The sequence below is a fragment of the Proteus sp. fly-1089 genome (assembly GCF_040138965.1).
In the GTDB taxonomy this organism is placed as follows: domain Bacteria; phylum Pseudomonadota; class Gammaproteobacteria; order Enterobacterales; family Enterobacteriaceae; genus Proteus; species Proteus vulgaris_B.
The window spans coordinates 61,372-85,383 of record NZ_JBEETS010000003.1 but is presented as its reverse complement, the minus strand read 5'-3'; the positions used below and the strand labels follow the sequence as shown (position 1 = coordinate 85,383).

19 protein-coding genes are annotated in these 24,012 nt (G+C 38.0%); 12 read left to right on the top strand and 7 right to left on the bottom strand.

Translation table 11 applies throughout. From position 1 onward, the window contains the following. Positions 1-290 precede the first annotated feature (290 nt). From lepA to acpS, 7 genes are all read left to right on the top strand, one after another. Positions 291-2,087, top strand: a complete 1,797-nt coding sequence (gene lepA / locus ABN080_RS09585) for a translation elongation factor 4 (RefSeq protein ID WP_115350079.1) — start codon at positions 291-293, stop codon at positions 2,085-2,087. 14 nt (positions 2,088-2,101) lie between these two features. After that, positions 2,102-3,073 carry a signal peptidase I gene (lepB, locus tag ABN080_RS09580; RefSeq protein ID WP_196553819.1) on the top strand — a complete coding sequence of 324 codons (972 nt, stop codon included), beginning with the start codon at positions 2,102-2,104 and terminating at the stop codon, positions 3,071-3,073. A 195-nt stretch (positions 3,074-3,268) separates the two neighbouring features. Then, positions 3,269-3,949, top strand: a complete 681-nt coding sequence (gene rnc / locus ABN080_RS09575; protein WP_072068722.1) for a ribonuclease III — start codon at positions 3,269-3,271, stop codon at positions 3,947-3,949. Beyond that, the gene (era, locus tag ABN080_RS09570) at positions 3,946-4,854 is read left to right on the top strand and encodes a GTPase Era (protein ID WP_036935334.1); all 909 of its coding nucleotides are present in this window, start codon (positions 3,946-3,948) and stop codon (positions 4,852-4,854) included. The genes rnc and era overlap by 4 nt, the downstream gene beginning before the upstream one ends. A 9-nt stretch (positions 4,855-4,863) precedes the next feature. Continuing rightward, complete coding sequence (gene recO, locus ABN080_RS09565; RefSeq protein ID WP_196553818.1) at positions 4,864-5,601, top strand: DNA repair protein RecO; 738 nt, start codon at positions 4,864-4,866, stop codon at positions 5,599-5,601. A 72-nt stretch (positions 5,602-5,673) separates the two neighbouring features. Beyond that, positions 5,674-6,405 (top strand): pyridoxine 5'-phosphate synthase, encoded by a 732-nt coding sequence (pdxJ, locus tag ABN080_RS09560; RefSeq protein ID WP_072068720.1) that lies wholly within the window; start codon positions 5,674-5,676, stop codon positions 6,403-6,405. Next, positions 6,405-6,785: a holo-ACP synthase gene (gene acpS / locus ABN080_RS09555; RefSeq protein WP_072068719.1), complete on the top strand. Its 381-nt coding sequence runs from the start codon at positions 6,405-6,407 to the stop codon at positions 6,783-6,785. The genes pdxJ and acpS overlap by 1 nt, the downstream gene beginning before the upstream one ends. 53 nt (positions 6,786-6,838) lie before the next feature. Here acpS and ABN080_RS09550 read toward each other — a convergent pair whose 3' ends face one another. Next, a complete protein-coding gene (locus ABN080_RS09550; RefSeq protein WP_072068718.1) occupies positions 6,839-7,099 on the bottom strand; it encodes a YfhL family 4Fe-4S dicluster ferredoxin in 261 nt (86 codons plus the stop codon). Between the two features lie 339 nt (positions 7,100-7,438). Here ABN080_RS09550 and ABN080_RS09545 point away from each other — a divergent pair, with 339 nt between their 5' ends. Beyond that, on the top strand, positions 7,439-8,074 hold the full coding sequence (locus ABN080_RS09545) for a LysE family translocator (protein ID WP_349440902.1): 636 nt from the start codon (positions 7,439-7,441) through the stop codon (positions 8,072-8,074). Positions 8,075-8,181: 107 nt separating this feature from the next. Beyond that, a complete protein-coding gene (gene tadA, locus ABN080_RS09540) occupies positions 8,182-8,712 on the top strand; it encodes a tRNA adenosine(34) deaminase TadA (protein WP_197268990.1) in 531 nt (176 codons plus the stop codon). 8 nt (positions 8,713-8,720) lie between these two features. Here the strand turns inward: tadA and ABN080_RS09535 are convergent, their stop codons facing one another. From ABN080_RS09535 to mltF, 6 genes are all read right to left on the bottom strand, one after another. Next, positions 8,721-9,269, bottom strand: a complete 549-nt coding sequence (locus ABN080_RS09535) for a fimbrial protein (RefSeq protein WP_349440901.1) — start codon at positions 9,267-9,269, stop codon at positions 8,721-8,723. Beyond that, positions 9,269-10,339 carry a fimbrial protein gene (locus tag ABN080_RS09530; protein WP_197268992.1) on the bottom strand — a complete coding sequence of 357 codons (1,071 nt, stop codon included), beginning with the start codon at positions 10,337-10,339 and terminating at the stop codon, positions 9,269-9,271. Before ABN080_RS09530 ends, ABN080_RS09535 begins: the two co-directional genes overlap by 1 nt. 25 nt (positions 10,340-10,364) lie before the next feature. Then, positions 10,365-11,129 (bottom strand): fimbrial biogenesis chaperone, encoded by a 765-nt coding sequence (locus ABN080_RS09525; protein ID WP_197268993.1) that lies wholly within the window; start codon positions 11,127-11,129, stop codon positions 10,365-10,367. A 30-nt stretch (positions 11,130-11,159) separates the two neighbouring features. After that, complete coding sequence (locus ABN080_RS09520) at positions 11,160-13,646, bottom strand: fimbria/pilus outer membrane usher protein (RefSeq protein ID WP_349440900.1); 2,487 nt, start codon at positions 13,644-13,646, stop codon at positions 11,160-11,162. Between the two features lie 180 nt (positions 13,647-13,826). Then, on the bottom strand, positions 13,827-14,375 hold the full coding sequence (locus ABN080_RS09515) for a fimbrial protein (RefSeq protein ID WP_349440899.1): 549 nt from the start codon (positions 14,373-14,375) through the stop codon (positions 13,827-13,829). A gap of 808 nt (positions 14,376-15,183) precedes the next feature. Continuing rightward, entirely contained in the window at positions 15,184-16,656 is a 1,473-nt protein-coding gene (gene mltF / locus ABN080_RS09510; RefSeq protein ID WP_349440898.1) for a membrane-bound lytic murein transglycosylase MltF, read from the bottom strand. Positions 16,657-16,920: 264 nt separating this feature from the next. Here mltF and purL point away from each other — a divergent pair, with 264 nt between their 5' ends. The 3 genes from purL to qseG all read left to right on the top strand — a co-directional run bounded on the left by purL (position 16,921) and on the right by qseG (position 24,004). Continuing rightward, positions 16,921-20,811, top strand: coding sequence for a phosphoribosylformylglycinamidine synthase (purL, locus tag ABN080_RS09505; RefSeq protein WP_349440897.1), 3,891 nt, complete (start codon positions 16,921-16,923; stop codon positions 20,809-20,811). Positions 20,812-21,500: 689 nt separating this feature from the next. Then, complete coding sequence (locus tag ABN080_RS09500) at positions 21,501-22,949, top strand: sensor histidine kinase (protein ID WP_072068708.1); 1,449 nt, start codon at positions 21,501-21,503, stop codon at positions 22,947-22,949. Then, positions 22,949-24,004 carry a two-component system QseEF-associated lipoprotein QseG gene (gene qseG, locus ABN080_RS09495; protein ID WP_349440896.1) on the top strand — a complete coding sequence of 352 codons (1,056 nt, stop codon included), beginning with the start codon at positions 22,949-22,951 and terminating at the stop codon, positions 24,002-24,004. Before ABN080_RS09500 ends, qseG begins: the two co-directional genes overlap by 1 nt. Positions 24,005-24,012: the final 8 nt, after the last annotated feature.

Here is a 24,012-nt window from a genome sequence, read left to right as displayed (position 1 = left end):
AAAGATGGGGCATTAGCCCCATTATTTTTTGCTTGGCTAATTTCGTTATCGTTTTCATTTTAAATTAACACGTCTCTATATCTGGAAATTACCTCAAAAAAACCACAAATAAATGTAAGTCTTAGCATAAATGTTTGTGTTTGATGAACGTTTCTTTGAGTATAATGTCTCTAGTGTGTAGAATGCGTCATCAATAATAACTCCTGCAATATAGAGTTTTCGCTTTGTGTCCATGAATGACTCCAAAGCCAGATTTATAGAGCAAAGCAATAGAGAAAAATAATTTCAGAATGAAAAACATACGTAACTTTTCCATTATCGCACATATTGACCACGGTAAATCGACGTTATCAGATCGAATTATTCAAATTTGTGGTGGCTTATCAGATCGTGAAATGGCTGCGCAGGTTCTTGATTCTATGGATCTTGAGCGTGAACGTGGTATTACAATCAAAGCGCAAAGCGTAACCTTGAATTACACCGCAGATGACGGTGAAGTTTATCAGCTTAACTTTATCGATACCCCAGGACACGTTGACTTCTCTTATGAAGTATCTCGTTCACTTGCTGCTTGTGAAGGCGCCTTATTGGTCGTTGATGCAGGACAAGGGGTTGAAGCACAAACATTAGCAAACTGCTATACGGCGATGGATATGGATCTCACCGTCGTTCCAGTTTTAAATAAAATAGATTTACCTGCAGCTGAACCTGAGCGCGTTGCTGAAGAAATTGAAGACATCGTGGGAATTGATGCCACAGATGCAGTACGTTGTTCCGCAAAAACAGGTATAGGTGTTAAAGAAGTTATTGAACGTCTTGTTAAAGAAATTCCAGCACCTGAAGGTGATCCTGAAGCTCCATTACAAGCGCTGATCATCGATTCATGGTTTGATAACTATCTTGGTGTTGTTTCACTGATCCGTGTTAAAAACGGTAAAGTAAGTAAAGGCGATAAAATCAAGGTGATGAGTACTGGTCAAGTTTATAACATTGATCGTATTGGTATTTTCACACCAAAACAAATTGATACAACATCATTAAATTGTGGTGAAGTGGGTTGGGTTGTTTGTGGTATTAAAGATATTTTAGGTGCCCCTGTTGGGGATACTTTAACAGCTGCACAAAAACCAGCAGATAAACCACTGCCGGGCTTTAAAAAAGTGAAGCCACAGGTTTATGCGGGTTTATTCCCAATTAGCTCTGACGACTATGAATCATTTCGTGATGCATTGGGCAAGTTAAGTCTTAATGACGCATCATTATTCTACGAACCAGAAAGTTCAACAGCATTAGGTTTTGGTTTCCGTTGTGGTTTCTTGGGCCTTCTTCATATGGAGATCATTCAAGAACGTTTAGAGCGTGAATATGACCTTGACCTGATCACAACAGCACCAACCGTTGTTTATGAAGTTGAAATGACGAATGGTGATATTGTATTAGTGGATAGTCCGTCTAAATTACCGCCACTGAATAATATCGAAGAAATCAGAGAGCCTATTGCTGAATGTCATATGTTATTACCGCAAGAATACTTAGGTAATGTAATTACTTTATGTATCGAAAAACGCGGTGTTCAGACCAATATGGTCTATCATGGTAATCAGGTCTCATTGACTTACGAAATTCCGATGGCTGAAGTGGTCTTAGATTTCTTTGACCGATTAAAATCCACATCACGCGGTTATGCCTCTTTAGACTATAACTTTATCCGCTTCCAAGGTTCTAACATGGTGCGTGTTGATGTCTTAATAAACGGTGATCGTGTTGATGCATTAGCATTGATTACACATAACGATAATGCACCTTATCGTGGACGTGAATTGGTGGAAAAAATGAAAGAATTTATTCCACGCCAACAGTTTGATATCGCTATTCAAGCGGCAATTGGTAACCATATTATTGCTCGTTCAACTGTTAAACAGTTACGTAAAAACGTATTAGCCAAATGTTATGGTGGTGACGTTAGCCGTAAGAAAAAACTGTTACAGAAACAGAAAGATGGTAAAAAACGTATGAAGCAAATTGGTAACGTAGAGTTACCGCAAGAAGCGTTTTTAGCCATCCTTCATGTTGGTAAAGATAAATAATTTAAGGAGAAAACATGGCTAACACGTTTGCCTTGATCCTAACACTGGCAACGCTAATAACGGGAGTTTTTTGGGGAATTGAGCGCTTTAAGCTCAAGCCAGCCCGAAAAGCAAAACTAAAGCGTCTTCAAGAGATGACGCAAGGGACCGAGGATCAGCAAGAGTTAGCAAAATCAATCAATAAGCCAAGCTGGGCTGAAACCTTGGGTTCTCTTTTTCCAGTATTGATTATTGTTTTGGTTTTGCGTTCATTTGTGTATGAGCCGTTTCAAATACCTTCTCGCTCCATGATGCCAACCTTATTGGTTGGTGATTTTATCTTGGTTGAAAAGTTTGCTTATGGATTAAAAGATCCAATAACACAAACAACGTTAATAAATACAGGAAAGCCTAAACGAGGTGATATTGCTGTCTTTAAATATCCTCGTGATCCTTCTACTGACTTTATTAAACGTGTTATTGGGTTACCGGGCGATAAAATTGTTTATGATATGATGTCGAAAAAAATACATATCTACCCAAATTGTAATAAAGCGATTTGCAACGATGAGATTTCGGTGACTTATGGTACCGCTTATCCAAGTGAATGGACGTTGTTGTTACAAAACGTACCAGGTGGTCAGCGTATAAATGGCATGAAATCAATTCCAATTGAAGATCCTATTTCAACAGCAACTCAATTACGTGAAGAAGAACGCGTAGAAACAATAGGAAAAGTCTCTCACCGTATTATGACGATACCTGGTGATATGACGATGCCTGAGTTTATCCAACCAGGGTTACCTGTTGGTACTTGGATTGTTCCTGAAGATCATTATTTTATGATGGGGGATAATCGTGATGGAAGTTCTGACAGTCGTTTCTGGGGCTTTGTGCCAGAGAAAAATTTAGTCGGTAAAGCGACAACGATTTGGATGAGCTTTGAAAAACAAGAGAATGAATGGCCTACAGGTGTTCGTCTCAGTCGTATCGGTGGCATCAAGTAACTATTGACAAAATAGCTACAGCATTCCTTTCTATCTCAGTGTAGAATATGTCACTTCTTTAAATATGATTGGCTCCTGTTATTCACAGGAGCCAGTGCAAACGCAACAGTTCTGTTATCCAACCCGATAATTTCTCGTTGTCTTAAACAGATTTGTTGCGTGTGCTTCAAATTAAGTTATGGAACTTGATCGCACATGAATACTTTATTAGTAAACCAGTTACAAAAGAAACTGGGCTATACTTTTACGCAAAATGAATTATTACTACAGGCTTTGACGCATCGTAGTGCAAGCAGCAAACACAATGAACGTTTAGAATTTTTAGGTGATTCAATTCTGAGCTATGTTATTGCTAATGCGCTCTATCATCGATTTCCTCGTGTTGATGAAGGGGATATGAGCCGAATGAGAGCAACGCTTGTTCGTGGTAATACACTCGCTGAATTAGCGCGTGAATTTGAACTAGGTGAATGTCTGCGTTTAGGCCCTGGAGAATTAAAAAGTGGCGGTTTCCGCCGAGAATCAATTTTAGCGGATACGGTGGAAGCTTTAATTGGTGCTATTTTCCTTGATAGTGATATTCAAAATATCGAAAAAATTATTTTAAAATGGTATGAGAATCGTTTGGCTGAAATCAGCCCGGGCGATAAGCAAAAAGATCCTAAAACTCGTCTGCAAGAATATCTGCAAGGGCGCCATCTACCACTACCATCTTATATTGTGGTGCAGGTTCGCGGTGAAGCCCATGACCAAGAGTTTACGATCCATTGTCAGATAAGCGGTATCGATCAACCTGTCAAAGGGATGGGTACAAGCCGTCGAAAAGCTGAACAAGCCGCTGCTGAACAGGCATTAATACAACTGGAGCTTGAATGAGCGAAGAACAAACCTATTGCGGATTTATTGCGATAGTCGGTCGCCCAAATGTGGGAAAATCAACACTACTGAACCAATTATTGGGGCAGAAAGTTTCTATTACATCACGTAAACCGCAAACAACGCGTCATCGTATCATGGGTATTGATACTGATGGTGCTTACCAAGCGATTTATGTTGATACACCGGGCTTGCATATTGAAGAAAAGCGAGCTATCAACAGACTAATGAACCGCGCAGCAAGTAGCTCGATTGGTGACGTTGAACTGGTGATTTTTGTTGTTGAAGGCACCAACTGGACGCCTGACGACGAAATGGTATTAAACAAATTAAAATCATTGCGTTGCCCTGTTTTATTAGCAATTAATAAAGTGGATAACGTTATTGATAAAACCAAGTTACTTCCACATATTGGCTTTTTAAGCCAACAAATGGATTTTCTTGATGTTGTACCAATTAGTGCAGAAAAAGACATGAATATCGATACGATTGCAAAAATTGTTCGTAAATGTCTGCCAGAAGCTATTCATCATTTCCCTGAAGATTATATTACTGATCGCTCTCAACGTTTTATGGCGTCAGAAATTATTCGTGAGAAATTGATGCGTTTCTTAGGTGAAGAATTACCTTATTCTGTCACTGTTGAAATTGAGCAATTTGTTACTAATGAACGCGGTGGTTACGATATCCACGGATTAATTCTGGTTGAACGAGAAGGCCAGAAAAAAATGGTTATTGGTAATAAAGGCGTAAAAATCAAGAAAATTGGTACCGAAGCCCGTATGGATATGGAAGACCTATTTGAAAACAAAGTTCACTTAGAACTTTGGGTGAAGGTTAAAGCTGGCTGGGCTGATGATGAACGTGCTTTACGTAGCCTTGGCTATGTGGACGATTTAAAGTAGGTAACTGAAGTGGATGGCTGGCAACGTGCATTCGTTATCCATGCTCGACCTTACAGTGAAACGAGTCTATTACTCGATTTTTTCACTGAAAATGAAGGGCGAGTACGCATATTGTCAAAAGGTGCGCGAGGCCGTCGTTCACCCTTAAAAGGGGCACTTCAACCTTTTACTCCTTTGCTCATTCGTTGGAGTGGGCGAGGAGAAGTTAAAACCCTTCGTGATGCTGAACCTATCTCTTTAGCTTTACCATTAACAGGCTCTGTTCTTTATAGTGGTCTGTATCTTAATGAACTCTTGTCTCGTGTTTTGGAAAATGGCACTTCTTACAGTGTGCTTTTTTTTGAATATCTTTCTTGCTTACAAATTCTTGCAGCTAGCGACACTACATCAGAAGCAGCCTTAAGACGCTTTGAACTGGCGTTATTAACCCAACTTGGTTATGGCTTAGATTTTTTGCATTGTGCAGGAAGTGGAGAGCCTGTTTCAGATTCGATGACTTATCGTTATCGAGAAGAAAAAGGTTTTATTGCAAGTTTAGTGGTTGATCATAATAGTTTTACTGGATTTGAATTAAAATCTTTAGCCAGTCGCGAATTTCCTACTGTTGAAACATTAAAAGCGGCAAAAAGGTTTACTAGAATGGCATTAAAGCCCTATTTAGGTGGAAAACCATTAAAAAGTAGAGAACTTTTTAGGCAATTTGCTATTAAAAAAGCCCCAAAGAAAAGAGCATTGATAGTAGAATAGTAATATTGTCTTTTTCTTCTCTATGGAATGTGTAAACTAAGGTAATGCAACGTTATTTTTCAGGAGAAGAGCATGTCTGATATTCTACTTGGCGTTAATATTGACCATATCGCCACCCTTCGTAATGCCCGTGGCACAACGTATCCCGATCCTGTTCAAGCGGCTTTTATTGCAGAACAAGCGGGCGCTGATGGTATCACTATTCATTTACGTGAAGATAGACGTCATATCACTGATCGTGACTTAATGCTGATAAGCCAAACAGTTCAGACAAGATTAAATCTGGAAATGGCAGTCACTGAAGAAATGATCGAGATCGCGTGCCAGACACAACCTGATTTTTGTTGCTTAGTGCCGGAGAAACGCCAAGAAGTAACAACAGAAGGTGGTTTAGATGTTGTTGCTAATGAAGAAAAGATATCCGATGCCATTAAGCGCTTATCTTTGGCGGGTATTAAAGTTTCTCTGTTTATTGACCCTGATCATGAACAAATTAACGCAGCGGATCGTGTTGGCGCACCTTTTATTGAGATCCACACTGGCGCTTATGCTGACGCTGAAGATGAAATGGCTCAAGAAAAAGAATTTGTACGTATTCGTGATGCTGTGACTTATGCTGCATCTAAAGGCTTAAAAGTGAATGCAGGACATGGTTTGCATTATCACAACGTACAGCGCATTGCTGCTTTACCTGAATTGTATGAACTGAATATTGGTCATGCCATTATTGGTAGAGCTGTATTTAGTGGTTTAGCGCCCGCAGTTGAAGAAATGAAACGTTTAATGCGAGAAGCGCGTCGCTAATGGCTATTGTTGGTTTAGGTATGGATATTGTTGAAATATCACGTATCGAAGAAATTATAGGGCGTTCTGGTGAACGCCTTGCTCGTCGCATTCTTACTAATGCAGAATGGGAAATTTATCAATCCCATAAACAGCCAATACGCTTTTTAGCTAAGCGGTTTGCAGTAAAAGAGGCTGCGGCAAAAGCATTAGGAACAGGTATTCGTTTAGGATTGGCTTTTAATCATTTTGAAGTGCGTAATGATGAATTAGGCAAACCTACATTGCATTTTTTAGCGGTTGCAAAAGAGATGGCAGAGAAAGCGGGGATAAACTCTATTCACGTGACACTTGCTGATGAACAGCGCTATGCCTGTGCGACAGTTATTTTAGAAAAATAGTTTAGAAAAATAGCTCTCTTAGATTTATCACCCACAAAATCATGGAGTAAGGTTTAGATCTTATCTGCGTGGTGGATCAACACAAATTTTTCCCATAATTCATCTTGAGATTCAGTATGAGTAGGATCAATGATGATCGTGTTAGTAATCGGACAAACCGATTGGCAAGTTGGTTTATCGTAATGTCCTACACATTCAGTGCAAAGGTCAGGATTAATTTCATAAATATCATCCCCCATTGAAATAGCATCATTTGGGCACTCTGGTTCACACATATCGCAGTTGATGCATTTCTTCGTAATTAGTAAAGCCATATCAGTCACTTAATATATAAATTATTAAATTTCAGTAACTTATATCTTGCACTTATATGTTACCATCTATCAGTTTTGTGTCGCTATATCCGATAAAATAGCGTTTTATCATTCAAATGGGGATATCGCCCAAATCTTCTTGCTTTAGGTATGAAGCAAAGAAAGTAAGATTACCATTTCTAAGGCATTTCCTAAAGTAACATCACTCAAATGATCTATCAGATTATGTGAATAATAGTCTAAACATTGGTATTAACACTAAAGAGTATTTTTGTGGTATCCCGCACACCTAACACTCTGTTCTTGATGTTAAATAATGCGATAAATAAGGGGGATACTATGCCAACACTATTCAATATGTGGACATTCGCACTACTGTCCTTGGGTTTGGTACTAACACCGGGACCTAATATGATTTACCTGATATCACGCTCAATCTCTCAAGGGAAAAAAGCAGGGTTTATTTCATTAATCGGTGTGGCTGTTGGCTATATTTTTTATATGTTATTAGCTGCATTTGGTATTACTGCAATTTTTATGGCGGTGCCTTATGCTTATGATACCTTGAAAATTTGTGGTGCAATTTATCTGTTTTATATTGCTTGGCAGTCTATTAAACCCGGTGGTCGCTCTATCTTTCATCCAAAAAAACTCCTTTCAGGTAATACGACAAAGCTTTTTGTGATGGGATTTGTCACTAATCTTCTCAATCCTAAAATTGCATTGATGTACCTTTCACTTCTACCTCAATTTATAACCATTGGAAATGGCAGCGTATTAAATCAGTCATTAGTCCTTGGTAGTATCCAAATTGTTATTAGTATTGCAGTGAATGCCTTGATTGTTATTGCCGCGGGCTCAATAGCTGGATTTTTTATGCAAAGACCACGTTGGGCATTAATTCAACGTTGGTTTATGACTACAATTTTAGGGGCTTTAGCGATTAAATTAGCAACAGAGGCTCGTGTAAACTAAAGTTATATTTGGCTATTTTTGTCATAAACAATTCAAGGCAATCTCTTTAGTTATCAATAGAAAACAGGGTACAATAGCCCGCTATATGATAATGAAGAGATATCCTTGTGAATAAAGTTAAAGATGATATTTATTGGATGAATAAAGCGATTGAGCAAGCGCACAAAGCACAAGAGATCGGTGAAATACCGGTAGGTGCTGTATTAGTCGTCGATAATAAAATCATTGCTAAGGGATGGAATCATTCAATTATCGATAACGATCCTACAGCACATGCAGAGATTATGGCATTACGCAAGGGGGGGAAGCATTTGCAGAATTATCGACTCCTCGATGCTACTCTATATATTACTCTCGAGCCTTGTGTAATGTGTGCTGGGGCGATTGTGCATAGCCGGGTAAAACGTGTTGTTTATGGTGCATCTGATCTAAAAACAGGTGCAGCTGGTTCATTTATTGATATCTTACAGCATCCCGGAATGAACCATAAAGTTGAGATAACGTCAGGTGTATTAGGTGAAGAGTGTTCACAGCTTTTAAGCCAATTTTTTAAGATGAGAAGGGCTGAAAAAAAACAACTTAAAAAGCAAAAAAATAGCTCTGTTTTAGTAAATACAGAACAAGCAACAAAAGAATAAATATCTGTTTACTGATAATTAAGGGTATAGGTTGCTTGTGCTTGGAAAGGGCCTGTTAGCAATGTTTGATTTTTCAGCGCAGAGGGTGATGCCTCAACATATGTCATAAAATTAAACTGAATACGTTTATTATTAAGAAGTCGAGTTGTGCTCGGCTTTTTTAATTGAATAACATTGCGTTGCACATCGGTAAATACAATCCCGATACTTTTAGGATCTTCAGATCCTGTTCCAACAACGGCAAGATGATTTGGCATAGTTGGATGCTCTTTTCCATCAAGTGTAATTGTGACACTTTTATAAATATCTTGGCTGCAATTTTCTAAACTAATACTAAAAGCAACGGGTTCACTTTTTTGAAAGGTATAGAGATCTTTTGCGGATATCTGCTTAAAATCGATTACCTTATTTTCATCACCAGCAATTATGGTACAACCATGTGCAACCACAACACCTTTAAATTCCATATCACCACCAATAAGCTCTGTCGCAGCAAAGACAGAAGGTGATAGTAACAATAAAAGAGAAATAGCAGATTTTATTATTGGATTTGCCATTACATAAACTCCGCAACTAATGTGGCATGTGCTGAAAACTCGCCTTCAGTAATTTTGCTTCCTGCCTTTGCAATAGGAGCCGCAGTGACTTCCCAATTACCTTTAAAATTATTCAGTTTCCCGACAGAAAAATATTTATTAGGCGGCACTATCGCTCCTGATTTGTCTCTTAAAACAATACCTAGATTTGTTCTATCTACAGGTCCTGTTGTGCCAAGATAATTCGGGTTAAAGCTAGCGACACCTGAGCTTCCTGTTTGAATTTTAAACATAATTCGGCTGTTAGGATTAGTAAAACTACCACCTTCACATTTTATTGGAATATTGCGCGTGATCTTATAGTTTTGACCATTCAAATAGTCAGAAGTATTGCCAACATTGCCAAAATCAAAGGTAATTGGAGAGCCATTATTAAATATGCATCTATCTTCTGTGGTTAATATTCCTGAGTTAATCACTAATTTTGAGATTGGTTCAGGACCATAGTCTTTATATAAGCCATTACCGACACGGGCATACATTTGAGCTACAGCTTGCCCCGTTAATGAAACCCCATTAATAATTGGTTTTTTCAGGCGAAATACTAATACACCGCTACTTCCTGACGACATGTTAGGTTTTGGTGATTCAGGAACGCGACAACCTTGTTGCCCATTTCGATTGTTAGGTTTTTCAATAAAAGGAACCGTAGGAAGTGTTTCTGGGCCCCAAATAGAAAACTTGATCTGAACATCGACGTATTCATTAAGTTCATAGTAATTATTACCTAAATAGCGTAGGTCAGAATTCGCCATATAATAGGTGCGAGAATTCGGAACTAAGGGATCTCTAGGGCAATAAACTGTTGCTAAATATCTATCAGGCAAAGAAAAATTTACTGTGGCTGTTTCGCCGGGTCTGTTATTAGGAAATGTTGTGTTATTTAACTCAACTCTAAAAATATTAGGTCCTCCAACAGTGCGAACTTCACCATGAATATAAGCGGATACCACCATTGGAGTACATAATATTGCGCCAGTAAAAAATAATTTTAGCGTATTGAAATAAAAACTTGCTGTAGTTGGTTTCATTTTATTCCTACCGGCGTCAAGTTAATTAATATTTTGGTTGTTGTTCTTTCGGTGCCACTTTGCAGCTGTTTTGTTGGCAAACAAATTTCAATTCAGGGTGTCCACCATAATCATTTACATACATCATATAAAATTGATTGACGTTACTGGTTTTAACGGGAATCTCCAGTGATGATTTAGGTGCAATCATTAAACCAGGGAATGTAGTTAATTTATCACTATCTTCACCATTTAATTTATTCGAAAGACCAATAATAGTGATGTAGTAAGGTGTTGGATTTTCTGCGATGAATTGATTTTTTTGTTTTTTAAATACCAACTGATCTTGCCAAACCATGCCCGGTTTTTCAGGAATAATAGCCGTAGGTCGATAGAATAATTTAATTCGTGACTGCATTGCCATTTGTAATACATTCGCTTGTTTTGGTGCTGGTGGAATTTCACGAACGTTTAAATAAAACAATGATTCTCTATCTTGTGGCAAAAGCCCAATTTCTGCAGTTTTGGTTATTCTCACAACCCCTTTTTGGTCACCATCAAGACGCTGTAAAGGAGGAAGCGCTACTAAAGGAGAGGCAATTTTTTGCCCATGCTCATTTTCAACCCATGATTGAGCCAAAAATGGAATATCAGGGCTCGTATTTTTTAAATTTACGCTGGCTGAATTTTCATTGCCAGTTAACACGATCCGTGTTCTATCTAATGACACACCTGCTTGTGTTATATTCACCATGCTTAATGCAAGTAGTGAACCGCAAAAAAGTGTTTTAAGTGTGTTGAATGAGTTCATACATTTATCTCTAGTAATTCATTTTGTTCATTAAAATCCCTGACATAATAACAATTCGCGTTTTAGTGGATCGTTAATTGCTGCCGGGATCGTAATCGTACATTGGGTTTTACCACCCCAGATCACGTTTAATGATTCATTGAGGTTAACGCCCGCAATATAAACTAGGCCTTCTTCCATCACCATTCCCATATTCTCACCATCTTTATTAGTGACTTCAGCACCAAACGGAGGGTATTTTTGATTAGCTGTTTGCAAGATAGCCATTAGACGTTCACCTTGACGCACTGGGAATGTGTAGTAACCAATAGCTCCTTCAGTTAATGTTGTGGAGGTGATGGCTTTATGTGTTTCAATATTTGAGTCCATTTTATCAACATCAATACGTGCATCAACGTTGTTATAGCTGGTTAAGTCAGTGAGTACCCCAATGCCAAATAGATTTGTTGTCGTACTTTGGTTGTTAAACGGCACTCCTGAAACACCATCCGTATCAACCATCATTCGAGCTGTACTGGACGTCATGCTGCTACTATGCAATGCTGCCCCATGGCGAGTTGCTGTAAATCCGCCTTTCACGGTCGCACCTACCGCAACATAATTATCTTGTTGATAGCTTGCATTGGCATTAATTTCTGCATATTGCGAACGGTGTTGATAATAACCATCAGTATTGGCTTTATGATCTGAACTTAATCCCGCACGGATACGCCACAAATTGTTATAATTGCTATTATCAGAATAAGAGGCCATTTGGTTCACTTTTCCGTTATTATCTTGCAGGCTATAACCTATATTTTTGCCACTGCCTAATGGAACTGAAATATTGAAAGAAACACTGTCATCAGTATTTCCTTTATGCTGAGTACGAAATGCAGACAAGTTAGTATTAACCTGCTCTATGCCCATAATAGAAAAGTTACGACTTACCGTTACACCATATTGCTCTTGTGTATTTTTATCCCAATAATTTTGATGACGATAAGAAAGATAAAGCGTTGTCGATTTCTCAATATCATCAGCCCAGAAAGTTTTGTTACCAGTAATGGTATACATCTCTTTTTCATAACCATTGCTATTAATATCGTTGTAACGTTCATCAATATATTGAGAAAAAGATCGGAATGTTTTCTCTGAAAAACGGTAGCCCGCAAAAGTAATTGTACTATGGTATTCATCGAATGTTTTAGCATAGTTAAGTTTGAATGACATTCCGTTGATATTTTTATCATCATAGGTTTGGCTATAAGATTGAGTAACATCACCAGAAAGCGTACCTAGACGCCCCATATCGTGACCTAAACCTAATGACCACGCATTGTAATCTTTAGCGGTTAATAAAACACCACCATACAGCGACCATGTGTTGTTCACGCCCCATGAAAAATCACCTTGATAAAAAACAGGGCCCTGCATTTTATTGTTATTGAGCGATGGCTGGCCGATTGATGTGTTATAACGCACTGAACCAGGGCGTGTCATATAAGGTAAATTGGCTGTTTGTACTTGAAATTCGTTTACTTTGCCGTTTTGTTCTTCCACTCTGACATCTAATTGACCTTGTACCGTATCTTGTAAATGTCTAATAATAAAAGGGCCAGCAGGAACCGTGGTTTCATAAATTAAGCGACCATTTTGAGTCACGGTAACTTTAGCATTGGTATTTGCAATACCATGAATTTCTGGTGCATAACCTTGCAAAGATGGTGGTAACATTCTTTCATCACTTTGGATATTGGCACCCGTAAAACGAAAACTATCAAAAACTTGGGAATTTAAATACGTTTCACCTAACGTTAATTTAGCGGCTTGATCGGGCAGTGGTTTATAGGCGTAGATCTGATTCCAATCAAAACTATTGTTTGATGAGTATTCAGAGGAATAATTTCCTTGGTATTCAGCGCGTAAACGCCATTCACCAAAATTAATACCCGCTTGCCCATAGCCTGTCAGCGAGTTGTTATTGTTACCTTTATTAGGACGTGTCGATATTCCTGTTAAGGTATAATCAAGTAATACCCCTGATATACCCGGATCCCATAATTCGGGAGGAGTCCAGTCTGCATCTTCGTATTTCATTAATGAACGAGGAATAACAATATCAAGAATACCGCCATCATTTTTGATGGATATACCAGGTAATTGATTGATATTGAAACAATCAGGGGAAATCTCTTCGATAAATTTTTGATTTTCTTCGTTAATGGTTAATTTTTTTAGAAGAGAAGGGTCAATACAAGCAACAGAATAATTAGGTTTTACTTCAACATAATTAATGTTTTGGCGAGGGAAATCTCGTCCATTTATGCGAATATCCAGGTAGTACATACCAGGAATAATGTAATTAGAAGTCGCAAAGCGAGACAGATCGACATTATCTCTATCTTCAGCATCTAACATGTGAATGTTAAATTCCACAGAATCATCTTGCTCGGCTTGAGCGAAAAACGCTAAGCACAATAGCAAAATGGCACAAATGTTTTTCCATATTGTGCTGTGAAAATAAGAAATTAACATGAATAAACGCCTAATTATTAATTAAATAGAAACTAATTAATTAAATAATGAATATTTATTTAATTACTTTTTATTTTTATTTTTTATTAAATTGAAGTGTTTTATCAAATTTAACGCAGAGGAAATCCCCTGCGTTAATGCAGTAATTTATTATTTAACTAATTTAAATAAATAAAATGATTACTGATAATCAACTTGGAAGTTGATAACTGCTTGGAATTCGCCCGGAGTTACAGCTGCGTCTGCTGATTCAGCTTGAACGTAAGCAACGAATGGAATTTTTGAAACACCATTAATTAATTGTACTGGTGTTGTTGCTGTATTCCATTTAACTGATTTGCTACCAGCATCCATTAAACCGATACCTGCACCAGAAGCTGAGCCAGAAACGAAAGAAGCTAAATCTTTGTTTGTTGCATTAACAACGCTTGGTGTATAGCTAACAGTTGCTGTTTTTGCTACGGTAGTATCACAGTCTTGTAGTTCGATATCTTTTTTAACGTTACCCGCTTTTTGCATATTTGCTAATGCAGATGTTGGGATTTCGCTGAAATCAACAATAACTGGACTTGAAGAAGCTGCTAATCCACAAGCTGAATTAACAATTTCACCTTTTAATTGAATTTCGCCTTTAGTTGCGCCAATTTTTGGTGTGGAAGTTTCAGCAGTTGCAACAGAATTAATACCAAATACTAAAGTAGCAGCTAAAGCAATTTTACTCAGTTTCATTATAGATAATCCCTTGAAGATCGTACGTATTATTATTTATGAAAAAATAATATTAATGTCGGAATATAAAAATTGATTTGCATTATATTTCGAGTTGTTTCGAATAATGACTGATTTATATGATATCAATAAAGGTATTCTATTTGATATAACGTTTTGTCAATTTCCGCAAATTTCAGATTTAATCTGGCCTATTCCACATTAATAGAGTTTTATATAGATTTATTCTTTTTATTACTCAATTTGTGGGTAAAAAAGTTTATCAGGCAGATAAATTTAATAGACAATACAATTAACATTGTTTTAACTTTATAGGAATTGATATTATTAACATTACTTTAAGAAAATTAATAAAATCAATTATAGATTATCATAATACATACAATTCAAAGGGTTATATGTTAATAATATAAATATCAGGTTAATTTTTATCGTAAAAAAGTTTTCTAAAAAGAATAATCATAAAATGAATAATAACTAATGAGATAATTCCTACGTATTTAAGTTAATTTTTTCTTATATTTTACTTATTCTGATAGTCAAAAAAAGACTTATTGGGCTATTTTTGATGCGTTTTACTCATTTGGTGAGTGCTTTAACTAATGAATGTTACCATTTCTTAACACGATTTTTTTCCAATTTTAGTTAAATAAAGGTAAGAGAAAATGTAACAACTTTTAATATTAAGAAAATATTAAGGGATGTAGAGAGGAGAAAATTAGCTATGGAATATCAGAAATAGCAGTATAAATGTGTTAAGTCTAGATTAAGCCTCTATAAAAGAGGCTGAACAGTATGTAGTACATCATTAATGATGAGATGATTCTTGAGATAATGTTAATGATGATGTCTCATGATCCGTACCTTCATTGCTTTCTTTGTCTTTAGATAGGATCTTGTTTTTACTCTCTTTAGCTTGGAGATAGCCTACGAGGCTCAGTTGATATCGACGAATATTCTCAACATAGCGATAAGCTTCATGTCCTCTCGCGTAGCCATAAGGGAGGTCAACATAGTATTTCTTCTGGCTAAGTAGCGGTAATCTTGATTTTACATCTAACCAACTGTCAGGATCTGCGCCTTGTTGTTCGGTCAGCCTTCTGGCGTCAAGCATATGACCAAATCCCATGTTGTAGGCGGCTAATGCAAACCAAATTTTCTCATCTTCAGGAATAGACTCCGGTAAACGAGAAAGAAGATGTTTAAGATATTGAGCACCGCCGCGAATACTTTCTTCTGGATCAAGCCTATCAGTGACTCCCATACTTGATGCAGTAGGGCGTGTTAGCATCATCAGACCTCTAACACCTGTTGGTGACGTTGCATGAGGATCCCAGTGTGATTCTTGCCATGCCATTGCTGCTAATAATCGCCAATCAAAGGTATCCGCGTATTTCTCAAAAAGAGGCTGATAGTTTGGCAAAATGGAATCAATTGCAGTAATAAAAGAGATAGTGTCAAAGTAATCAAATGAACCTACATGGCCAAAATACTTTTCTTCCAATCGTGCTAATACATCTTCTTGAGATAATTGGTTAAAGTAATCTAGCATAGCGGCATACAAACTATTATCTTCGCTATCAGGTAAATACCATGTCAGAGGGCGGCTTTCAGTCACCTCAAATCCTACGGCAACATTAGGGTGAATACGTTGTTGTACTGCAACACTGATTGAGTCGGCTAAAACATAGGTAATTTTGCCTTCTGATAACGCTTCAAGTAGCTGAGAGGTTGTCTGATTATCTGATTCTTCCCACTCAAGCTCAGGGTATTGCGTTTCTTTTAGTGTACGCAATAAGCTTGCATGGGCCGAACCTGCCGTGACGACAAGGCGCCCATCTAAAGCATCAAAGCTACGTGGCCTTAATGTTCCTTTACGGTAAACTAATTGCTGAGATACTGAAAAGTAAGCAGGCCCACTACGTGTCGTATCTAATCTCTCTTTGTTATAAAGTAATCCAGCTGCGATAAAGTCTGCTTTATTATTCTCCAGATCATCAAACATTTGGTTGATATTTGTCCGCATATTAACGACAAGCTTCACGCCTAGATAATCAGCAAAGCGTTTCACTAATTCATAATCGAAACCTACGGGGTCCTTTTTATCGTTCATCGTTATCAATGGTGATGGCATCGTACTAACTCTTAACTCACCACGAGATAAAATCTTATTTATCTGCGCTTTTTGCCTATCGGGCCAAGTAATATTCAACGCAATAATTGCCGCTGAAAAGAGCGCTATGATAACGATAACGAAATAGTTTATCCTTATATTATTCAATAGGTTATTTCTCGTTAACGTTGTTTATTGTTGTGTGTAAAGTCGTTATCTTAACATGGATAAATTTCCAGTAATCGAGCATTTTGCTTAACATATTGGTAATACGCAACTTGATTACACCAATTAATCATTAAAACACACTAAGTTAAATGCCGTTATTTTGTTCACGCAAACGGTTTCGTCTGGGCGGTTATTCTATTATACTAGGCGCGTTTCCCCTGAATGATTGATCAGGCTAGCTGCTAAAAGAGAGAACTCAATACTATGGAAATCCTGCGTGGCTCCCCCGCTTTATCCGCGTTTCGTATTAATAAATTACTCACTCAATGTCAGGAAAATGACCTTCCTGTACAAGGTATATATGCGGAATTTGTTCATTTCGCAAAAGTGGAAGGGCAGTTATCTGAAGATGACCACATTAAATTAAGCCAATTATTGCATTATGGGCCTTCATTAACAGAGCATGAGCCTATTGGGGAAATGCGAGTGGTGACACCTCGCCCTGGAACGATTTCACCTTGGTCTTCTAAAGCAACAGATATTGCACATAACTGTGGCTTATCCAAGGTGGTCAGAATTGAACGTGGTATCGCTTACTTTATTGAAGGCGATACGATGACAGAAACACAATGGCAACAGCTTTATGGTTTGATTCATGACCGAATGATGGAAACCATTTTCTTAAATTATCAAGATGTGAATACACTGTTTGCGGAGCAAACGCCAGCACCATTAAAAACGATAGATGTGCTTGCTAAAGGCAAAGATGCGCTTGTTAAAGCAAACATTGAAATGGGATTAGCACTTGCTGATGATGAAGTTGATTATTTAGTCGATGCTTTTAATCGTTTAGCTCGTAATCCAACTGATGTTGAACTTTATATGTTTGCACAAGCCAACTCTGAACATTGTCGCCATAAAATATTTAATGCAGATTGGATTATTGATGGTAAAGCGCAAGATAAATCATTATTTAAAATGATTAAAAATACGTTTGAGCAAACTCCTGATTATGTCATGTCAGCATATAAAGATAATGCGGCTGTTATGGAAGGATCGGTTGCTGGACGTTTTTATCCTGATGCTGAAAAAGGGCATTATCATTATCATCAAGAACCCGTACATATCTTAATGAAAGTGGAAACACATAACCATCCAACAGCAATTTCACCTTGGCCGGGAGCTGCAACAGGTTCTGGTGGTGAAATTCGAGATGAAGGTGCAACGGGGCGTGGTGCCAAACCTAAAGCGGGTTTAGTTGGATTCTCAGTATCTAACCTGCGTATTCCAGGATTTGAACAACCTTGGGAAGAAGATTTTGGTAAACCAGAACGTATTGTAAATGCATTAGATATCATGACTGAAGGACCATTAGGTGGTGCGGCATTTAATAATGAATTTGGTCGTCCTGCATTACTAGGCTATTTCAGAACTTATGAAGAACAAGTTAATAGCCATAATGGTGTTGAAATTCGCGGTTACCATAAACCAATTATGCTAGCTGGTGGCATTGGTAATATTCGTGAAGATCATGTTCAAAAAGGAGAGATCACTGTTGGCGCTAAGTTGATCGTATTAGGTGGCCCATCGATGAACATCGGTCTGGGTGGTGGCGCGGCTTCTTCTATGACTTCAGGGCAATCTGATGCAGACTTAGATTTTGCTTCTGTTCAACGTGACAATCCAGAAATGGAGCGACGTTGCCAAGAAGTTATCGATCGTTGCTGGCAGTTGGGTGACGATAACCCTATCTTATTTATTCATGATGTAGGGGCAGGAGGTCTTTCTAATGCGATGCCTGAATTAGTTAATGACGGTGGTCGTGGTGGTCGTTTTGAACTGCGTGATGTTTTAAATGATGAGCCAGGAATGAGCCCACTTGAAATCTGGTGTAATGAATCTCAAGAACGTTATGTGTTGGCAGTATCACTAGAAAAAATGCCTCTGTTTGATGCATTATGCCAGCGTGAAAGAGCACCTTATGCCGTAATTGGTGAAGCAACACAAGAGCGTGAATTAGTATTAAACGATACACACTTTGATAATAAACCTATTGATATGCCATTAGACATATTATTAGGTAAAGCACCTAAAATGTTACGTGATGTGAAATCACAAAAAACAGAAGGTGAGTATCTAGATCGTAAAGATATTAATTTAAAAGATGCAGTCTATCGAGTGCTTCATTTACCTACCGTGGCTGAAAAAACCTTCTTAATTACCATTGGTGACCGCACTGTTACAGGCATGGTTGCTCGTGATCAAATGGTTGGTCCTTGGCAAATTCCTGTTGCTAACTGTGCTGTTACCACAGCAACATTAGATAGCTATTATGGTGAGGCAATGTCTATTGGTGAACGAGCGCCAATCGCACTGTTAGATTTTGCTGCATCTGCACGTATGGCAGTTGGTGAAGCCTTAACGAATATGGCCGGTAGTGATGTACAATCACTTAATCGTATTAAGCTTTCCGCTAACTGGATGTCAGCAGCGGGGCATCCTGGTGAAGATGCTGGTTTGTATGATGCGGTGAAAGCTATTGGTGAGGAGTTATGCCCAGAGTTAGGTATCACCATTCCTGTTGGTAAAGACTCTATGTCAATGAAAACACGTTGGCAGGATAAAGATGGAAAAAATAAAGAAGTTACCTCTCCACTCTCTTTAGTTATTACTGCATTCTCTCGTGTTGAAGATGTTCGTAAAACGGTAACACCTGAATTATCGACACAATCAGGTAACCGTTTATATCTGATTGATCTGGGTAATGGACATAACGCATTAGGTGCAACAGCTTTAGCTCAAGTTTATCGCCAATTAGGTCAAAAAGCCGCAGATCTTCGTGATGTAGAACAGCTAAAACAATTCTTTAATGTGATGCAACAATTGGTCAATGAAGGCAAATTGTTGGCTTATCATGATCGCTCTGATGGTGGTTTATTTGTCACTCTTGCAGAAATGGCATTTGCCGGTCACTGTGGGTTAAATGTTGATATTAGTGCTTATGATGAAGATATCTTAGCGGGACTCTTTAATGAAGAGTTAGGTGGTGTGATCCAAATTAGCGCTGAGCATCAAGATGTAGTTGAAGCATTATTTACACAATACGGTTTAGCTGATTGCTTACACTATTTAGGTCAAGCAACACAAGATGATGCCGTTATAATTCAAAGTCGTGAAACTGAAGTTTATAATGAGAAACGCAGTACGCTACGTCTTTGGTGGGCTGAAACAACATGGCAAATGCAACGTTTACGCGATAACCCTGAGTGTGCAGATGAAGAACATCAGGCAAAACAGGATATCAATGATCCGGGGTTAAACGTACATTTAACCTTTGATCCAAGCGAAGATATTGCAGCTCCTTATATTGCAACAGGAAGTCGCCCTCGCATTGCTGTACTAAGAGAGCAAGGTGTTAACTCTCATGTTGAAATGGCGGCAGCTTTTGACCGAGCTGGTTTTGATGCTATTGACGTTCATATGAGTGATCTACATTCGTCACGACGTTCATTGAGTGATTTTGATGTGCTGGTGGCGTGCGGAGGATTCTCTTACGGTGACGTATTAGGTGCAGGCGAAGGTTGGGCTAAATCTATTCTATTCAATTCTCGTTTACGAGATGAATTTGCTCAATTCTTTGAACGACAAGATACCTTATCGCTTGGTGTCTGTAATGGTTGTCAAATGATGTCAACATTATCTGAACTTATTCCGGGGGCGGATTTATGGCCTCGTTTTGTTCGCAACCGTTCTGAGCGCTTTGAAGCTCGCTTTAGTTTGGTTAAAGTGACAGAAAGCCCATCGTTATTGCTACAAGGCATGGTGGGCTCACAAATGCCTATTGCTGTTTCTCATGGGGAAGGTTTTGCAGAGTTTCGTCATGCTGAACAATTGGCACAATTAGAGGAACAAAATTTAGTGGGATTACGTTTTGTTGATAATTATGGTCAACCAACAGAACAATATCCATTAAATCCTAATGGTTCAGTAAAAGGGATCACCTCTGTTACAACAAGAGATGGACGTTCAACTATTATGATGCCTCACCCTGAACGTGTGTTTAGAACAGTCAGTAACTCTTGGCATCCAGACAACTGGGGTGAAGATAGCCCTTGGATGCGATTATTCCGTAATGCAAGGAAGCAGTTTGATTAATTAGCGGTAAATTATCTTAGGAGTCATTACATAAAGCCTCTACTTTGCGAGAGGCTTTATTGTATTGATAATAAAGGTATTATTTTTCATTGTGTAAAAGTGACGACACTTGGCTATTAGCTTGTCTCTTTTTGGCGACATTTAACTTGTTGAAATATAAATATTTATAAAATTTTAGGTAACTCTGTCTGGATATGGAGACAGCTTGGTTGCTTTATGACTAGATAAAAGAGAGATGTAAATAAAATACCATGGATATATTTTTATTTTTTGTTTATTTTCAATTGGTTAATGTTTTTATTTAAAAGTTGGCACGCGTTATGCATTATATAAATCAGTTGCTCATTCAACTTTTTATGTCGGTCCACAATATGGGTGGGAACATACCACATAAGCCAGGAATGACGCCAGAGTAAGGTGCCTACCGTCCAACATCATGATACTCGTCTTCGGACCTTATCAAACACAGGGCGACACGTGGAGTGAGGCACCACCTTCATTCTCTTTTAGAGAGAAAAGAGATGAAATCTTGACGGGCGGAATATCTCAGTAAGATATTCCGCTCTCCCACTTCTAGAGCTTGTCATATTTTCTCGCTTGTGTTTGTTATCCTCACCTGATTTTCTAATGTCGGACTTTTTTCTTGTTATCAAGTCATGTAGCATCGCATTACTCTAATAGGTGTTGAGATGATTTCATTGAAAAAGTGGCGTATTTTTCCTCGTTCTTTAAGACAGCTCGTGATAATGGCATTTTGGATGGTGCTATTACCTTTACTTGTCCTTGCTTATCAAGCTTATCAAAGTCTCGATCAATTAAGTAATCAAGCAGCAATCACTAATAAAAATGCATTGGCTGATACTGAACGCAGCGAAGTTATGCGAAATTTAGCTATTGAGATGGAAGGAAACTATCGTCGTTATTGTGTTTTACGCGATAAAACTGATGATGATATGTATCAACAACGCTATCAGCAATACACTAAACTCTTCTCAACATTACAACAAACCATAATCCCGCTTTCTTCATCTAAAGAAGCTGACGTGCTTAATTCCTCCCTTGAAAAGCTAAAGTCTATTCAGTGTGAAAGCAGTGAACCTACGAAAGACATGCAACAAGCTCTAGAGCAGTTCTCTTATGCCAATAATCGTATTGTGATGCTAACAAAAGAGATTATTTTTAGCCGTGGCGAACAGTTACAAATGGCAATTGCTGAGAAAGGACGTTATTTCGGCTGGCAGAGCCTTATTGTGTTCGTATTCAGTTTGATCCTCATCGCACTATTTACCCGAATGATCATCGGCCCTGTTAAGGGGATTGAAAAGATGATAAATCGATTGGGAGAAGGGCGAACACTTAGTAACAATTTGGATTCTTTTCAAGGACCTCGGGAGCTTCGATCGTTAGCTCAACGTATTATTTGGTTAAGTGAACGATTAGCATGGCTTGAATCACAACGGCATGAATTTTTACGTCATATTTCTCATGAGTTAAAAACGCCACTTGCTAGTATGCGAGAAGGTACAGAATTATTAGCTGATGAAGTTGCAGGTCCTTTAACGCTCGATCAAAAAGAAGTAGTTTCTATTCTTGATAATAGTAGTAAGCAGTTACAGTTATTGATTGAGCAACTACTTGATTATAACCGTAAACTTTCTGAGGTTCCTCAGCAAATTGAAGAGATCGATTTAACTCATTTAGTGAATGATGTGGTATTAGCACACAGCTTACCTGCCAGAGCGAAAGAGATTAAAACGATAATTTCACTTAATCTGACAAAATGTCGAGCAGAAGCAACATTATTATCACGAGTTATCGACAATCTCTATTCGAATGCGGTGCACTATGGTGCTGAATCAGGTAATATCTGGATCTCTAGTTATCAAGTTGAACAGAAGATAGTGATTGATATAGCCAATAAAGGAACGCCTATCCCTGAATCTGAACAAAAAATGATTTTTGAGCCCTTTTTTCAAGGTTCTTTACTACGCAAAGGTGCTGTAAAAGGAAGTGGTTTAGGTTTAAGCATTGCTCATGACTGTATCAAAAGAATGGAAGGTGAATTAAATGTTGTTCCTTCTGACTATGCCGATGTCTGTTTTCGTATTGAATTACCGCTACTTTCTGAGAATAAATAATGCAAATCAGGTCACAAATACAAGCATCTCCTCATCATGAGTATAAAAAAATAAATAAACAGATGCTTGGTACTGAACCGTTATCTATGGCTCCTGCATCAACTAGAAAGATCGCATTAAATTGGAAACAGTGTGTCTTGATTTTTATGCTTCCACTGGTTCTTTCAGGCTGTACGCCAAAGTCGCCTACTGCATCGTTAGAACCCGAGCCTGATGCACCCGTTGTTAAACAAAGAACAATTGATTACCGTTGGGCTGAATGTAAAACATTAAGCGCTTTTTATGATGAAGGCATTAATAATGCACTTTATTGGTTACGCACAATTGAATGTACGAATCGCATTATGACTACAGAAGCGCAACGCCAAGCAAATAGTGTTGTCGTTACAGGCTGGGATGATGCATTTTATAAAAGTATTTTATTAGAGCGTGCTGGTATGACGATTGCTGATCGTCGAACACAATTAGTGTTACTAGAAAGCTACAAACTACAATTTCCAAGCTCTATGCGTGTTTTATTATCGACATGGATTGAAAATCAAACACTTATTCTCTCTTTAGCAGAAGAAAAAAATCGTTATCGTCGTTTAACTACTGAAACGGACAATAGAATAGATACACTAAGAAAAGAGAATAATGCATTACAGCATGAACTGAATATCACACTGAAAAAGCTTGAAAGTCTTACTCAAATTGAAAGGCAATTATCGAATAGAAAACAAAGTGGCTCTGTTGATTCGTTATCACAAAATGAGGATTTAACGGAGAGTGTGGTAACCACATCCCCAGAAACAGAAAAAACAGTTGTTGAAAAAACGACTGAAAAGCCTACTTCTACACAATCGATAACAGAAAAGCCAAAGAATGAGGAAAAAACACCTTCTGCAACAGCGGTTAAACCTGAGCCTCCAAATCCAGAATCTGCAAAACCTGAAGCGGTTAAACCTGAACCTTCAAAACCAGAATCTGCAAAACCTGAAGTGGTTAAATCTGAGCCTGTTAAAACTGAAATAAAAAAACAGGATGCTAAACCGACTGAAGTAGGATCTAAATAAGGAGAATG